This is a genomic window from Pseudomonas sp. LJDD11, from assembly GCF_024584215.1.
Classification (GTDB): Bacteria; Pseudomonadota; Gammaproteobacteria; order Pseudomonadales; family Pseudomonadaceae; genus Aquipseudomonas.
The window spans coordinates 88511-104595 of sequence record NZ_JANJFL010000024.1; the positions used below are offsets into that span (position 1 = coordinate 88511).

The 16085-nt window shown below is 61.5% G+C and carries 14 protein-coding genes; 6 read left to right on the top strand and 8 right to left on the bottom strand.

Translation table 11 applies throughout. The features are described from left to right. The first annotated feature begins 164 nt into the window (after positions 1-164). Both NRB16_RS22820 and NRB16_RS22825 read left to right on the top strand, forming a co-directional pair. The gene (locus tag NRB16_RS22820; protein WP_257107010.1) at positions 165-1229 is read left to right on the top strand and encodes an LLM class flavin-dependent oxidoreductase; all 1065 of its coding nucleotides are present in this window, start codon (positions 165-167) and stop codon (positions 1227-1229) included. Positions 1230-1242: 13 nt separating this feature from the next. Next, positions 1243-2190 (top strand): ABC transporter substrate-binding protein, encoded by a 948-nt coding sequence (locus tag NRB16_RS22825; RefSeq protein WP_257107002.1) that lies wholly within the window; start codon positions 1243-1245, stop codon positions 2188-2190. Between the two features lie 29 nt (positions 2191-2219). Here the strand turns inward: NRB16_RS22825 and NRB16_RS22830 are convergent, their stop codons facing one another. The 4 genes from NRB16_RS22830 to NRB16_RS22845 form a co-directional block, all read right to left on the bottom strand. After that, complete coding sequence (locus tag NRB16_RS22830; RefSeq protein ID WP_045489809.1) at positions 2220-4418, bottom strand: TonB-dependent siderophore receptor; 2199 nt, start codon at positions 4416-4418, stop codon at positions 2220-2222. A gap of 185 nt (positions 4419-4603) precedes the next feature. Next, the gene (dsdC, locus tag NRB16_RS22835) at positions 4604-5551 is read right to left on the bottom strand and encodes a DNA-binding transcriptional regulator DsdC (protein ID WP_253140185.1); all 948 of its coding nucleotides are present in this window, start codon (positions 5549-5551) and stop codon (positions 4604-4606) included. Between the two features lie 32 nt (positions 5552-5583). Further along, positions 5584-6933 (bottom strand): D-serine ammonia-lyase, encoded by a 1350-nt coding sequence (locus tag NRB16_RS22840; protein WP_045489805.1) that lies wholly within the window; start codon positions 6931-6933, stop codon positions 5584-5586. A gap of 18 nt (positions 6934-6951) precedes the next feature. Continuing rightward, the gene (locus NRB16_RS22845) at positions 6952-8295 is read right to left on the bottom strand and encodes a gluconate:H+ symporter (RefSeq protein WP_045489803.1); all 1344 of its coding nucleotides are present in this window, start codon (positions 8293-8295) and stop codon (positions 6952-6954) included. 322 nt (positions 8296-8617) lie between these two features. Here NRB16_RS22845 and NRB16_RS22850 point away from each other — a divergent pair, with 322 nt between their 5' ends. The 3 genes from NRB16_RS22850 (at position 8618) to NRB16_RS22860 (ending at position 11847) form a co-directional block, all read left to right on the top strand. After that, a complete protein-coding gene (locus tag NRB16_RS22850) occupies positions 8618-10249 on the top strand; it encodes a methyl-accepting chemotaxis protein (protein WP_257107003.1) in 1632 nt (543 codons plus the stop codon). 102 nt (positions 10250-10351) lie between these two features. Then, positions 10352-11173: an aldo/keto reductase gene (locus NRB16_RS22855; protein WP_257107004.1), complete on the top strand. Its 822-nt coding sequence runs from the start codon at positions 10352-10354 to the stop codon at positions 11171-11173. Between the two features lie 146 nt (positions 11174-11319). Next, on the top strand, positions 11320-11847 hold the full coding sequence (locus NRB16_RS22860) for a hypothetical protein (protein ID WP_253110053.1): 528 nt from the start codon (positions 11320-11322) through the stop codon (positions 11845-11847). Positions 11848-11877: 30 nt separating this feature from the next. On the opposite strand, the gene NRB16_RS22865 is transcribed toward NRB16_RS22860, so the two are convergent. Next, positions 11878-12858 (bottom strand): arsenic resistance protein, encoded by a 981-nt coding sequence (locus NRB16_RS22865; RefSeq protein ID WP_253110051.1) that lies wholly within the window; start codon positions 12856-12858, stop codon positions 11878-11880. Positions 12859-12894: 36 nt separating this feature from the next. Beyond that, positions 12895-13515, bottom strand: a complete 621-nt coding sequence (locus NRB16_RS22870) for a hypothetical protein (RefSeq protein WP_253110048.1) — start codon at positions 13513-13515, stop codon at positions 12895-12897. Positions 13516-13769: 254 nt separating this feature from the next. Here NRB16_RS22870 and NRB16_RS22875 point away from each other — a divergent pair, with 254 nt between their 5' ends. Continuing rightward, entirely contained in the window at positions 13770-14516 is a 747-nt protein-coding gene (locus NRB16_RS22875; protein WP_257107005.1) for a transporter substrate-binding domain-containing protein, read from the top strand. Positions 14517-14535: 19 nt separating this feature from the next. On the opposite strand, the gene NRB16_RS22880 is transcribed toward NRB16_RS22875, so the two are convergent. Both NRB16_RS22880 and NRB16_RS22885 read right to left on the bottom strand, forming a co-directional pair. Next, positions 14536-15165: a LysE family translocator gene (locus NRB16_RS22880; RefSeq protein ID WP_257107006.1), complete on the bottom strand. Its 630-nt coding sequence runs from the start codon at positions 15163-15165 to the stop codon at positions 14536-14538. A 132-nt stretch (positions 15166-15297) separates the two neighbouring features. Beyond that, on the bottom strand, positions 15298-16085 hold a 788-nt coding region (locus NRB16_RS22885; RefSeq protein WP_257107007.1), incomplete at its 5' end, for a transposase.

The following is a 16085-nucleotide window of genomic DNA, read 5'->3' on the forward strand; positions in this document are numbered from 1 at the left end:
GATGCATTTTTAAAATATTAGCTTATATCAAAAACGAATTTCCCTTCGCACAGACTCGCCAATATTCTTATAAGCATCAGGCAGGCTGCATCGCCTTGCTTATAACAGACGACCATATCCTGGCAAACAGCGAAGGAGTTTTCATGAGCGTGGAAATCATCGGCATGATCACCGCAACCCCCAGTGCCGAGGTGGACCAGCCGCTGGGCGACGCAGTAGACGCCGACTTCGTGCGTCGCTTCGCCCAGGCTCATGAACAAGCCGGCTTCGACAAGGCGTTGGTGGGCTATTTCTCCAACGGTGCCGAAGGCGCAGTGGTCAGTTCGTTCATTGCGGCGGCCACGGAGCGTCTGGGTATCCTGCTGGCCTACCGTCCCGGCGTGATCGCCCCGCCACTGGCCGCCCGGCAACTGGCGACCCTTGACCAGTTCAGCAACGGCCGCCTGTCACTTAATGTGATCAGCGGCGGCAGCGACGTCGACCAGCAGCGCGATGGCGATTGGCTGAATCACGATCAACGCTATGCGCGCACCGACGAATACCTGCAAGCGCTCAAGGCGATCTGGACTGCGCAAGGTCCGGTGGACCATCAGGGTGAGTTCTATCACTTCAAGGGCGCGTTGCCCAACGTGCGGCCCAGGCAGAAGCCGCACATCCCGATCTACTTCAGCGGCTCGTCCCCGGCCGCGCTGCAAGTGGCCGCCCGGCACGCCGACACTTACATGCTGTGGGGCGAGCCATTGGCCGATTTTGCCGAACACGTGCAGCACCTGCGCCGGGCCACTCGGGCCAGTGGCCGCCAGCCGCGGATCTCGGTGTCGTTCCGGCCCATCGTCGCCGACACTGAAGAGGCCGCGTGGAAACGCGCCGCCGAGATTCTCGAACGCATCCGCGATAACCGCGAACGCCTCGGCCTGCCGCTGCACGGCCATGCGCCAGGCAACACCGGATCCCAGCGCCTGCTGGCCGCGGCCCAGCGCGGCGAGGTGCTCGATGAGCGCTTATGGACCGGCGTTGCGCGGTTGACCGGTGCGCAGTGGAACTCCACCGCGCTGGTCGGCACGCCTGAACAGGTCGCCGCGTCGCTGGGCCGCTACTGGGAGCATGGGGCGAGCACCTTTCTGATTCGCGGTTTCGATCCGCTGGACGATGCCGAACTCTACGGTCGGGGCCTGATCCCGGCGATCCGTGAACATATTGCCACCTTGCAACCGCGCAAGGTCGGCTAAGGAAACCTGACCTATGAAACTGCCTCGTGTACTGCGCCGCAGCCTTGCGGCGCTGGCGATCATCACCCCGCTCGCCCATGCCGCCGACACCACGGTGCTGCGCATTGGCGATCAGAACTACTACAACGTGCGCGCCTCTGTGGAAGCCTCCGGGGTACTGGAAGGCGCACCTTACAAGGTGCAATGGAAACACTTCCAGTCCGCCGCGCCGGTGGCCGAAGGCCTGGAGGTGGGTGCCCTGGACCTGGGTTTTCTGGGCGACTCGGGCTTTTTGTTTCTGGCCGCCAAAGGCGCACCGGTCAAGTTGATCGGAGTATCCCGGCAGAACCCGGACACCATCGCCCTGCTGGTGGGCAAGGACTCGCCGATCAAGACCATTGAAGACCTCAAGGGCAAGAAAGTCGCCTACTGGCCGGGTGCCTGGAGTCAACAACTGACCCTTCGCGCCCTCGATAAAGCCGGCCTGCCCCATGACTACGTGGAGTTTGTCAAACTGATGCCGATTGACGCGGCAGCCGCCTTTCCACGGGGCAGCATCGACGCCTTCCCGGTCTGGGAGCCCTATATCTCACAGCAGGTAGTGTTCTCAGGCGCCAGGCCGATCATCACTGCCCGTGACCTGATGCCCGGCCTGTCGAGCATCGCGGCCAATGCCGACAGCATCGAGCCCAAGCGTGAAGCCATTGCCGACTTCCTCGGCCGCCTGCACAAAGCCCGCGCCTGGGTCGAAGCCAACAAGCAGACCTACGCTGACCAGTGGGCAAAAAAGGCCAACCTCGACCCGGCCGTGTCACGCCACTGGATCGGCCAGGCCAACATGACCGTCGGCCCGGTGGACGAACAGTCAGCCAGGGATTATCAAGGCACTGCCGATTTTCTGGTGCAGACCGGTGCGCTGCCCAAGGCGTTCGATACCAAGGGCATTATCGATAACTCGTTCAGTGGGGCGTTCAAGCAGTAGTCCATGGTGACTGCTGCCCACCTGAACGTTTAGAAATCAATCGTCCCCGAGAACTTCACCAGACGCGGCTCACCCTGGGTCAGGTAGCCGCCGTTGGCCGAGGCCCAGTAGTTTTTGTCGGTGATGTTTTCCACATTCACACGCAGGGTCAGGTCTTTCCAGGCCTTGAAGCTGTAGCGGGCGCCGGCGTCGAAACGATTCCAGGTCGGCAGGCTCAGGGTGTTGCTGGCGTTGGCGTACTGGCCACCGGTGCGCAGGGCGCGGGCGTTGAGGGCCAGACCTTCGATACCCGGCACGTCCCAATCGACGCTGGCATTGAGCTGGAAGGTCGGCACGCCAATGGCGTGGTTGCCGTCATTGGTGCCGCCTGCGGTGTTTTCCAGCTGCGACCTCATACGGGTGCCGCCGGCCATCAGGCGCAGGCCTTCGACCGGCTCGCCGAACACGCTCAGCTCGATACCTTTGTTGACCTGCTCGCCGTCGCGAATATAAAGCTGCTGGTTGCTGTCAACGTAACCGTCGCTGGGCTTCTCGATGCGGAACACCGCCAGGTTGGCGCCAAAGCTCTGCAGGTCAAGCTTTACACCGGCTTCCAGTTGCTTGGTGCGACCCGGCGGGAAGGCCTGGCCCAGGTTGGTGATGTTGGTCCCTGAAGCGATGGGGCCACGGGCCAGACCTTCAATGCGGTTGGCGTACAACGAAACGCTTTCAACCGGTTTGTAGACGATGCCATAGACCGGAGTGGTAATGGACTCGTCATAGAGCGAACTGCGGCTGCCGTTGTTGGCCGGGTTGATAACCCCGTTGGAACTTGTGCCGTCATACAGGTAGTTTTCGACACGCAGTTGCTGACGGCGCAAACCATAGGTCACCAGCAGCTTGTCATCGAACAGCCCCAGAGTGTCGGAAATCGCCAGGCTGCGGTTGCGGGTCTTGCCGGTCACGCCCGGATCACCCATTTCACCACCGGTGCTGGAAACCACCGTCGGCATCGGCAGGCGCCCGCCGCTGTAGATATTGGTGTTGCCCGGTGTCGAGCGGTAAAAGACGTAGGCGTTTTCCTGCTGGGTCCAGATGGTCGACGCACCAACAGCAATCTGATGGCTGACCGGACCGGTCTGCAGGCGGCCGTTGAGGCCGGCACTGAAGGTGGTGTTGTCTTCGTTGTGCGGAATTTCCGAACCGCCGACGGTTGCCGCGCCGTTGTTGCCTACCAGGGTCGGGGTGCCGTAGATCCCGGTTTCACGGGTGTGCTTGACGCCACCGGCCAGGTAGGCGGTCCAGTTGTCGCTCAGGTCCCACTCGCCGCGCAGCATGCCGAAGGTGTCTTCGGTCTCGCTGTAGGTCCAGTCCTGGCCATAGTTGTGGCTGGCACTCGGCGCGCGGGGTACACGAGTGGCATTGCCGATCTGCACGGTGTTGCGCAGGTGGTTGATGCGCTCTTTCTGGTAACCGAAATCGCTGGATACCCTGAAATTGTCGCCACGGTAGTCCAGGCCGGCCACAAACAGCTTGCTGCGCTGGTCCTGATCGTCGATGGCGGTTTCGCCCTCGCGCTGGCTCAGGTTGACGCGCGCGCCAAAGCGGTTGTCTGCGCCGAAACGCTGGCCCAGATCCAGGTGTTCGCCAATCCGGCCATCAGTGCTGATGTCTTGGGTGTAGCGACGAGTCGGGGTGTCGCCGGCGCGCTTGGGCTGCAGGTTGACACCGCCGCCCAAGCCGCTGCCGGTGGGGGTCACGCCGTTGATAAAGGCGTTCGGCCCTTTGAACACCTCGACCCGCTCCAGCGCATCGATCGAGAGAATCTGGCGTGGCAGCACGCCGTATAGACCGTTGTAGGAAATGTCGTCACCGCTCAGAGGCATGCCACGAATCACGAACACCTGAGACTGGTTGCCGAAACCGAACGACTGACGCACCGACGGGTCGTTGAGCAGCACGTCGCCAACGTCTTCAGCCTGCTGGTCTTCGATCAGCCTGGAGGTGTAGCTGGTCATGATGAACGGCACATTCATGTTGTCCTGATTGCCCAGAATGCCCATCTGCCCGCCGCGCGCGACCTGACCGCCGGCATACGCCTCGGGCTGGGTGCTGGTATTGGCTTTAACGGCCGTGGCATTGACATCAGTAGCGCCCAGCTCGACGACCTGATCAGCAGCGTGAGTGGTGAAGCTTGCGCAGCAGCAGAGTGCGAGCAGGGTCGGGCGGGAAGGAAAACAAAGGGCCATGAAACGGGGTACCTGGGCAAGAGTGATTGAGGCCTTCCTGGCAATACGGACGCTTCTCAAAAGACAAAGAGTAATAAGCGCTTTTGAGAACCGTTCGTATGAAATCACAATTTTTTCACATCTGCCCGAACCTTTTATCGGAAATGCTCTGAAATACTTCTTTCAAGCGCTCTGCGCTGCTGGTTTCAGGGCTGTGTTGCCTCCCCGGCCAGTGCCCGCAGCCAGTCGATCAGCACCTGCAGGCGCTTGGGCATGTTTGAGTGAGCAGGATGGACCAGATAGTAGCCATGGTTGCCACAATCGACGAAGTCACCGAAGGGCAAGACCAGTTCACCGCGCTTGATATGACTACGCACCAGACGTTCGCGGCCAATCGCGATGCCGCCATGGCCCAGCGCACTGGTCACGCACAGGTCTGACCGGTCAAAGGTGATCGAATGTTCCGGCAGATAATCCAGCGCACCCGCCGCCTTGGCCCAGAGTCGCCACTCGGCATCGAACGCGGCGTTTTCCCAGGCTTCGACGTCATGCAGCAAGGTGCAGGCATGCAAGCGAGACGGGGTGTGGAGCAGCGCTAGCCGCCTTGCATACTCCGGGCTGCACACCGGGGCGATGCGTTCGCTCATCAGCAACGTGCTGACCAGACCGGGAAAACCGTCGCTGGAATAGCACAGCGCCAGATCGATCTTGCGCGTACGGTAGTCGATTCGTTCGTTACCGACCCGGATGTCCAGTTGCACCTGCGGATACTGTGCGGCGAACCGGCCCAACTGCGGGACCAGCCAGCAACGCGCAATCGAAGGCCTGACATACAGGGTCAGCGGGCCGGCCACCGGCGCGTCGGCCTGCTGCTGGAACACTTCAGACAAGCTGTCCATGGCGCCCTGCATGATCAGGAAGATCCGTTCGCCATCATCGGTCAGGCTGATTTCCCGGGGCAGGCGCCAGAACAGTTTTACATGCAGGCTGCCTTCGAGCCGGGCAATCCGGTGGCTGACCGCACTGGCCGTAAGACACAGCTCATCGGCGGCCCGGGCAAAGCTCATGTGCCGGGCCACCACCAGAAACGTATGCAAATTGGTCAGGTTGCGGCCGGTCAGCCGTTCTCCTGCCCGGTGTCCCCAGTACGGCATACTCACCTCCTTCGCGAAACTGCGGGCCGCGATTATAAGAGGGTCGGCGCTGGCTGAGCCTTGCGCAAATAGTCACTGAATTCGTCAGCCGGTACCATGCTGCCGCCGGTAGCCCAGATCAGGTGCGTTGCCCTGGCGGCTGTTTCTGGATCAAGCCCGATACGCTTGCGGTACGGCAGGTCCTGCAACACCCTGAGCATCCCTGGCGCGCCAGCCAGTGCCGACGGCTCAAGACGTATGCCTTCGTGCTCGAAAACCCAGCGCAGCAGCCGATAGAGTTGCGCATCGTCCACCGTGTAGTAGCCGTCGATCAGCCGCTGCATGGCCTTGCCGACAAACCCCGACGCACGCCCCACCGCCAGCCCGTCGGCGGCGGTGAGGTTGTCGATGCCGAAATCCTGAACGCTCACCGCATCGTGCAAGCCGGTGTACACGCCCAGCAACATGCAGGGGGAATGAGTGGGTTCAGCAAATACACAATGCACAGCGTCACCGAATACCAGCTTCAAGCCAAACGCCACGCCGCCGGGACCACCGCCCACGCCGCAAGGCAGATAAACGAACAACGGATGCTGCTCGTCGACGACGATGCCCGCTTCGCTCAACTGCCCGGCCAGGCGTTCAGCGGCCACGGCATAGCCGAGAAACAGATGTGGCGAGTTTTCATCATCGACGAAGTAGCACATTGGGTCCGCCTCGGCCTGACGCCGACCCTCGGTAACCGCAACACTGTAGTCAGACTCGTACTCCAGCACCTGCACACCATGCGCGCGCAGCCGGTCTTTCTTCCATTGCCGGGCATCGGCAGACATATGCACGCAGGCCTGGAAGCCCAGCGTGGCACTGATGATGCCGATCGACAGCCCCAGATTGCCGGTCGAGCCTACCGCGATGCGGTACTGGCCGAAAAATGCCCTGGCCGCGTCGCTGTCCAGCTTGCGATAGTCATCGCCCGGAACGATCAGACCGGCCTGCAGCGCGAGGTCTTCGGCATGCTTGAGCACTTCATGAATACCGCCGCGGGCCTTGATTGATCCGGACACCGGTAACTGGTTGTCGGTCTTGAGCCATAACCTGCCACTGTCGTGCAGACCGGCCTCACTCAACAGGTGTCGACGCAACGACTCGACCGGCACCACGCCAGATTCGATGATCCCGCCAGCCTCGGCCGTCTCGGGAAAAACACTGGCCAGGTAAGGCCCGAAGCGGCGCAGCCGGGCACTGGCGGCAGCCACATCCTGCGCGGTCAGCCCCACATCGCCCAGGGCTTGGGCCGTGGGCGCGACAGACGGGTTGAACCACTGGGTTTCGCGCAGTGCGACCATCGTCTCCAGCACCGGGTGAGACTGATACCAGGCGGGCAGGGTCTTGTTGTGAATCATGGGGTATCTCCAGATAGATCAGACAAACCGGGCCAGCAGCAGCGTGGCCAACAATGCAGTGAACGACGCCACAACCGTCGCGCCGGTAAATTTTTTGATGGCCTCCGACAGCGACAGCCCCAGATACTCTTTCACCACCCAAAACGCCGAGTCGGTGACGTGGGTCCAGCCAATCGCACCGGCGCCGATCGCAATGACCATGATTTCCGGGCTGTATTGCGGGTACTGGGCCATGACCGGCAAGACGATGCCGGCTGCACTGATCATCGCCACAGTGACCGACCCGACGGCAAAATGCAGCAGCCCCGCGATCAGCCAGGCCAGGATGATCGGGTTCAAGGATGACTGCTGCAGCACTGCGGCCATTGCCTTGTCCATACCGCTGCCAATCAGCACCTCGTTGAACGCCCCGCCAGCACCGATGATCAGCACGATGCCAGCCAGTGGCGCGAGACAACGTCCGGTCAGCTCAAGCAGTTGCGCCATCCCCTGGCCCTGACGCAGACCGAACGACCAATAGGCGAAGGACACCGCGATCAGCAGCGCAATCAGCGGGCTGCCGAGAAAAGCGACCCATTCATACGCCACGCTGCCTTGCTCCAGCACGGTAATCGCTAGCGTCTTGCCAACCATCAACAGCAGCGGCAGCAACACGGTGAACAGGGTCAGAACGACACCCGGCGCACGAACCTCAAGAGGCTGTTGCTCGTTGTGCCCGGCAAGAAAAGCCTGCTGGCCGGGCGGCGCCAGACGCGGGCAGAACAATCTGGCCCACAAGGGACCGGCGATGACCGCCGTCGGCAGCCCCACCAGTACGCCATAGATGATCACCTTGCCAATGTCGGCGCCGAGCAGGCTGGTCACTGCGGTGGCCGCCGGGTGCGGCGGCAGGATGGCATGCACCACCATCAACGACACGGCCAGCGGCACCCCCAGATAGACCAGGCTCAAACCGGTCTGCCGGGCAACCACATAGATAAGCGGGATCAGCAAGACAAAGCCGACTTCGAAAAATACCGGAATGCCGACAATGAACCCGACCAGCATCATGACCCAGGCTGCACGCTGGCTGCCCAGCGACGACAGCAGGGCTTCGGCGATGCGACGGGCGCCGCCGGACACCTCCAGCAGTTTGCCGAGAATGCTGCCCAGGCCAATGATTCCGGCCAGAAAACCCAGGGTGCCGCCGACGCCTTTTTCGATGGCGGCCAATACCGCCAGCGGCGCCATGCCAGCCCCGACGCCGACCATGAGGCTGGCGGTGAGCAACGCCAGAAACGGATGGATGCGAAAGCGACCGATCATGACGACGATCGTCACGATGGCAGCGCCCAGGATGAGCAGTGAAGTGGTGGGACTCATGCAGTGACCTCCGTGATGCATCTGGCAGTGGATCTGTTGTGCCAGGCAGATTGGAGGCTGGGCAAGCAAGGCTCAAACGATGATCCGTCAGCCCTTGCATGAGCGCAGATCAGCATCAAAAGCCTTAATAAAAAATCATTAGAAACAAAAACTTACAGAGTTAACCCCGAAAAACGAACACGACTAAAGTAGTAGCAACATGACATAAAAATTAACGTGACCGACTTCTAAACTTTGGTCAGCATACGCCGACAGTCTTGATAACAGAGTGCCTTGCTGCTAGCCCCTCCCCCAATAACAACAACATAAGGCGACCAATGCCATGAGCATGCGTAATCTCTCTATCAGCCGGCGTTTGTGGCTGATTCTCGTCGTCTGCATCCTGATGCTTTTCGTGCTTGCCGCAGCGTTGCTCAAGCAGACCCATGACGATCTCTACCAGGCCAAAACCCTGAAAACCATGCATGTGGTGCAGACCGTCAGCGGTATCCTCAAGTATTACAACAGTCTGGAAACTGCCGGCACCCTGACTCGCGAAGCCGCCCAACAGCAGGCGCTGTCAGCCGTGCGCGGGCTGCGCTACGACCAGAATGACTACTTCTGGATCAACGACCTGCGCCCGTTCATGGTCATGCACCCGATGAACACCAAGCTCGAAGGCCAGGACCTGTCGGCCATCAAGGACCCGGACGGGCTGGCGCTGTTCAATGAAATGGTCGCCATAGCCAAGCGCCAGGGCGCCGGGGTCGTCGACTATCGCTGGCCCAAACCCGGTGCCAGCGAGCCGGTGCTCAAGACCTCCTACGTGCAACTGTTCGAGCCATGGGGCTGGGTACTTGGCTCTGGGGTGTACGTCGATGATGTGGCCGCCGAGTTCCGCGGTCAGGTGATCAAGGCTGCGCTGGTGTGCCTGGGCATCAGCCTGATCATGGCGCTGCTGGTGATCGTCATCGTGCGCAGCATCGTATTGCCATTACGCAAGGCGGTTCAGGCCATGGCCAACGTGGCGAGCGGCGAAAGCGACCTTACCCGAACCCTGGAAACCGACGGCAATGACGAAATCACCCTGCTCAGCCAGCACTTCAACACCTTCACCGCCCAGTTGCGCCATGTGATCAGCCAGTTGCAGCAATCGGCCGTCGCGTTGGGCGAAGCCTCGCGGGAAATGGGCGGCAGCGCCGAGCAGGCCCAGGAACGCAGCCAGCAACAATCACAACAGATGGAGCTGGTCGCCACTGCAATCAACGAAGTCACCTATGGCGTACAGGACGTGGCACGCAATGCCGAACACGCCGCCAGCGAAATGCGCAATGCCGAATCCGAGGCGCAACAGGGTCTGGTGAACATCGACGGCAGCCTGCGGCAGATCCAGCAGTTGTCCGGCACCATCGAACAGGCAGTCGAAGTGATTCGCACCCTGTCCAGCGAAACCACCCAGATCGGCGGTGTGCTGGAAGTCATCAGCGGCATTGCCGAGCAGACCAACCTGCTGGCGCTCAATGCCGCCATCGAGGCGGCGCGGGCCGGTGAGCAGGGCCGCGGTTTTGCCGTGGTGGCCGATGAAGTGCGGCTGCTGGCGCAGCGCACGCAGAAGTCCACGGCGCAGATCCAGACCATGATCGAAAGCCTGCAAGGCCATTCCGCCGCCGCCGTGAAAGTGATCGGCGACAGCAGCCGCGCCTCGCAACTGACCATCGACCAGGCCAACCTGGCCGGGCAAAGCCTGAACTCGATCAGCCAGGCATTGCGCAACCTCAATGGCCTGAACACCTCGATCGCCAGCGCCACCCTGCAGCAGTCCCATGTGGTGGATGACATCAACCAGAATGTCACCCAGACCGCGCAACTGTCGCAGAGCACCACCCTGGCGGCCGAGCAGTCCAGCGCCGCCAGCCTCAACCTCGCGCGCCTGAGCCAGCAGTTGAATGACTGGCTGCGGCCTTTCAAGGTCTAGGCAGCGTAGGCTGTCAAGGTGAAGGAACCGAGCCGCCGGCGTTGAACCCGGCGCTCAATTGCCTATCCAAGCCTGTTATCCAGACCAACAGGAGCCCTTGATATGCGTACTCTGAAACTGGCGGGCCAAACCGTGCCCGCGCTGGGCCAGGGAACCTGGCACATGGGCGAGAAAAGTCATCAGCGCTCGGACGAAATTGCGGCGCTATGCCAAGGCATAGGTCAGGGCATGACCCTGATCGGCACCGCCCAAATGTACCCCGATGGGGGCGCTGGAGAGGGGGGTGCTCACGCCATTCGTGGGCAACGCGACAAGCTGTTTATCGTCAGCAAGGTCTACCCGTTCAACGCCAGTAAGCAGGGCACGGCCAAGGCTTGCGAAGCCAGCCTGCGCCGACTGGGCACCGAACATATCGACCTGTATTTACTGCACTGGCGCGGCCAGTATCCACTGGCCGAAACCGTGCAAGCCTTCGAGCGCCTGCGCGAGCAAGGCAAGATTGGCGCCTGGGGCGTGTCCAATTTCGACGTCTCGGACTTGCTGGAGCTGGACGACTCGCGCTGCGCGAGCAATCAGGTGCTGTACAACCCGTCACAGCGCGGGATCGAATTCGACCTGCTGCCATGGGCCGCCGACCGTCATCTGCCGCTGATGGCGTACTGCCCGATCGGCCAGGGCGGCGACCTGCTCTGGCACCCGGCCCTGCAAGCCGTTGCCCGTCGCCACAACGCCACCCCCGCGCAGGTCAGCCTGGCCTGGGTATTGCGCCAGGACAATATGATCGCGATTCCCAAGGCGGTGAATCCCGAGCATATCCGTCAAAACGTCGCGGCGCTGGACATCCGTCTGAGCGAACAGGACCTGGCCGACCTTGACCGCGCCTGGCCCGCGCCGCAGAGGAAGATGCCGCTGGAGATGGTGTAAACACCCGGCACCGTGTGTAAACGCACCGACCTGGCAAGCAGCAGAACTCATCCTTTAATCGGCGGTCAGAGGGGGCGCCCAACGGGATGTTTTCTCGATATCGGTGGCGCGCCTGCTGCGCCGCCAGACCTGCCAGGGAGCGGATGATGCGTTCAAATTTCAAGACCTTCGGCACCTGCCTGTGGCTGGGGGCCGTGCTCGGCATGAGTGGCTGCAGCTCGCTGATGATGGGCAAACAGTATGTCTTTCCCAAGCCCGAAGAACCTTCAGCCACGGTGCGCCTGCAATACACGCCAGGCACTAATCTGCGGCTGATCAGCATTGGCGAAGACCGTTGCTATGCTGGCTACACGCCCGCCCCTGGCGCCAATGGTTTCTTCGACACCCCAGTACACGTCGGTAAAGAACTGGTTCTGGCCTATGCACTGAGCAGTGGCGACAAGGTTTGCCAGGTGCCCTTCTCGTTCATTCCTGAACCGGGCGCGATCTATACCCTGCGAGCCGGAAGCTGGACCCAGCCCAAACAAAGCTTCCTGTTCAATCAGACCGTCGACCAGGAGTACTGCGGCGTACAGGTCATCAAGAGCCAGAACGGCGTAGAGAGCGTCGAGCCAGTGCAACACCTGCGCATGCGCCCGGGGTTGTGTGTGAAGTTCCTCAAGACCGGCACCTGAACCACGGCTGCGGTGCCACCCAGCCGGGTGTTACTGATCAGCCAGCGTGCCCGCGCTGGTTGCACCAAGTCTTGGCAACACCCGTACATACACCAGCTCACTCAGCAACTCGACCAGGGTCTGGGTGATAATCACCGCTGGCAGTACCGCAAGTGCACCTGGCACCGCCAGGCCCAGCGGCAACACCACCAGCGAATTGCGCGTCGCACTGCTGAACGCCACCGCCCTGCCCGCCGCTGACTCCAGGCGCCAGCAGCGGGCGACCCACCATCCTAGCAACGGCGCCGCCACGGCAAACGCCAGGTACACCGGAATCACCGCCAGCGTGGCTGGCAGCGCAGTCTCGATACGCGGGCCCACGGCCGCCACCACGATAAACAGCACCAGCGCAGTGGCCGGCACCGGGCACAGGCCCAACACGCTATTGATGCGCGCAACTGGCGGGCTTTTGCCAGCCAGCAACTGCACCGCAGCGGCCAGCAACAGCGGCGCCGCAATCAGCCAGGCAAACGCATGGGCAAACGGCCCGACCTGCACCACCGCCGCTGCCGCTTCACCGAGAAAGGCATTGAGGTACAGGGGTAAGGCCAGCATCTGGGCCAACAACAGCGCCGGGGTCGCCGCCAGCAGCAAGCGGGCATCACCACGCCCCAGATGGGTGAACGTCACCACATAGTCGATACAAGGCGCCAGCAGCACCAGCAGCACACCCAGCCGGATCAGCGGATCGGCGGGCATCAATGGCAGCAAGGCGAACACCAGCAGCGGCACCACAATGAAATTGGCGGTCAATAACGCACCGAGAAACCTCAGCCGGGTAAAGGCCTGGCCCAGTTCAGCGACCGGCACCTGCAAAAAAGTGACGAACAGCATGAACGCCAGCGCGGGATTGATCAGCGCCTCTAGCTCAGCAGTCGCCGGCAACGCAAACGCTGAAGCACCAGCCAGCAACACGGCAATGAAATAGAGGCTGGTTTGGTTGTTTTCCAGAGCGTCACGAGCGGCCTGCATGCAGGAGTTCCTTTCAAGAGTGAAGACGGCAGGCCTTCAGAAGTCCCCTGCCGGGTTGGCTGCACTGGGCGGATCATCCTTCCAGCACTTCGGGTAGCGCGCGCATACCCCGTAACGCCGATCAAGATCGGCCATGCGTGCCTGATGAATACGGCCATACTCAAGCAGCGCAACCTGAAACTCACGCTTGTATTTATCAGCGAAGATCAGGTTACTCGCCCTGATGGCACGGTAATCAGCATGTTCATTGCCTGGCACGCCGTACTTGAGAAGCGCGGGGTCCCTTTTTTGCAGGCTATCGCGATACCAATCGATGGTCGACTGCAATACACGGTCTTTGCCCGCTTCGACTTCGGTCAGCGCCAGATCCATGTTGCGCCGGTACTCGCTCCAGTACTGAGGACTCAGAGCAATGCCCATTGTCTCTTTGCGTTCGGTGATCGCAGCCTCCAACGCGGCCTCCCGCGCCGACTGCATTGCAGGGCCGGTGAGTGGCTTCATGCCATCGACCACCGCGGCATTGATCGTTTGTTCAATCATTGCCTCGCGAGTCTGTGGGTCAGGCTGTGAGCCACCCCTGTGATTACACGCGCTCAGCACAATGGCAGCGCCTGCCACCATCGCCAGCAGCGCTGTTTTTTTCAGAACAGCAATCATGGGTTATCTTCCTTGAGAAGAAAGCGCAGGGTCCAGCCAGGCATTGTCCTGGCCAAGGTTCAGCGCACTGACTCACACAGCTCGCTCAAGTTCCCTCATGGCAGCCATGCCTGCTTGAAAACCTCCTGCACGTGAGCGTTGCATTGATCCACCCGCCGCAATAGCGATAACAGAACACTACGACGGGCTATTCTTAGCCTGCTGCTTCAAACGATACACGCCTTTGACAGCATTCCCTTGGCCAGGCAGAACACGTGAAAAAATCGACACTCATTGCTGTACTGTTCTGCCTGTCGCTCGGCACCTTCGCCAAGGCCGGGCCGTATCAGGTCGTGACCGAAGAGTGGGCGCCGTACAACTACCTGGAGGGCGACCGGCTCACCGGCATGACCACCGAGATCGTGCGAGCCATCATGAACCTGACCGGTGACGACTTCGAAGTGACACTGCTGCCGTCCATGCGCGCCAGCCTGACCTTGCAGACCCGCTCAAAGACCATCATGTATTCGATGTTTCGCACCGCTGCGCGCGAACCGTTGTACAAGTGGGTCGGCCCCATTGTCGAAGAGTCCATCCATGCCTGGCAACGGGCCGATGCTGCGCCCCTCGAGACCCTTGAACAACTGATGCGGGCCGCGCAAATCACTACCCGGCACGCAGGCCTGCTACCAGACACGCTGCAAGCGCAGGGTTTCACCAACCTCGACAGAAGCGCCACCGAGAACCTGCAGTTGTACCGCATGCTGCTGGCCGGGCGCACCGCAATCATCGTCGGCGACACCGACGCCGGGGTGGCGCACTACAGCCGCCAGTTGCAGATCGCCCCCGGCATGCTGCGGCGGATTCCCGTCGAGTTGTATCGCTCAACGCTCTACATCGCCTTCAGCCTCGACAGCGAAGACCAGCAGGTGGCCGCCTGGTCCCGCGCCCTTGAGCAACTGCGTGTGTCGGGCGAACTGGCGCGGATTCAGCGGCGCTATGAACAGCCTGACGGCCCATGATTGACCTTCGCCGGGGCCTTCAGCCCGAACGTTCAAGAAACAGCAGCCGCACCGCCAGGGCCGTCATCACCCCGGCAAACCCGTAATCCCCCCAGCGTCGGGCCATCCGGCTCCCGCCAAGGCTGGCGCCCAGCCGCGCAGCGCAGATTCCCAATACGGTATTGAAGATCAGTGCGATCAGCGCCAGCAAGGTGCCAAGCATCAGCAATTGCAAGCCAACCTGTCCGTTGGCAACGTTGACGAACTGCGGCAGAAAGACCATGAAAAACAATAATGCCTTGGGATTGAGCAGGCAGTTGAGTGCGCCGCGGATGAAGACCTTGCGCAGCGAGGCCAGCCTTGCCGGGGCCTGATCATCAGCAGACGCGGCGCGCAAGGTCTGCCAGGCAATCCATAACAGATACCCGGCGCCCACCAGGCGCAGCACATCAAACGCGGGCTGCCAGCTCATCACCAAAGCCCCGACGCCGGCACTGACCAGCGCAGTCATCAGCAGATCCGCCACAGAAATCCCCAGCGCCGCGGCAAAGCCGCCGCGCCAGCCATGCGCCATGGCGTGACTGGTGACAAACAGCATGTTCGGGCCGGGAACGATCAGCAGCAGCATCGCCGCGATCAGGAACAGGTAAAGATTGGTCGCGTCCAGCATCAATGCCCCTCCATAGGCTCAGGCTCCGGACAATAGCTCAATGCGCAGACCTGGCAACAGGTACAGTGGCAGGCTGTTTAAGGCCAACATTGACATCCTCCCCGGCCTGAAGGCCGGAGACTCCTACGGCGCTCAGGCACGGCATCGAGCCGCCCCCGAGTCGCTTCGGTGGGTTCCTGCTGCTGGCGCCATGACCTCTGCGCTCACTTCACAGGCTAACCGGGCGTGTCCCGCCCTTAGTACATTCATCGCCCCGACCACATCGGCGTTGCCTTCGAAACCACATCCCACGCACCTGAACAGCGCTTGCGTCTGGCGGTTGGCCGCCGACACATGGCCGCAACAAGGGCACGTGCGGCTGGTATTCTGCGGCGGCACGGCAATCAGCCAGCCGCCGCGCCACGCCAGCTTGTAGTCCAGTTGGCGGCGGAACTCGAACCAGCCCTGATCGAGGATGGCCCTGTTCAGGCCAGATTTGGCCCGAACGTTTCTTCCCGGTGCCTCGGCCGTGCCTGCCGCCGACCTGGACATATTGCGTACCTGCAAGTCCTCGATACACACCATCGCGTGGTTTTGGCTGATCGTGGTGGAGCACTTGTGCAGATAGTCACGGCGGGCATTGCCGATGCGCGAGTGAATGTGCTGGACGCGGGCTTTCGCTTTCTTCCAGTTGCGGCTGAATCTGACCTTGCGGCTCATCGCCTGCTGCGCTTTGCACAGCGCGGTTTCATGGCGTTTGAAGCTGTTCAGTGGTGCGTAGAACGAACCATCCGAAAGCGTGGCGAAGCGGGCAATGCCCATGTCGATGCCGACTGCCGCACCCTGTGCCGTGGGCTGCTCATCGATCTGGCGTTCGGTCTGGATACTCACGAACCACTTGCCACACGACTGGCTCACGGTGATGTTCTTCACCGTGCCAG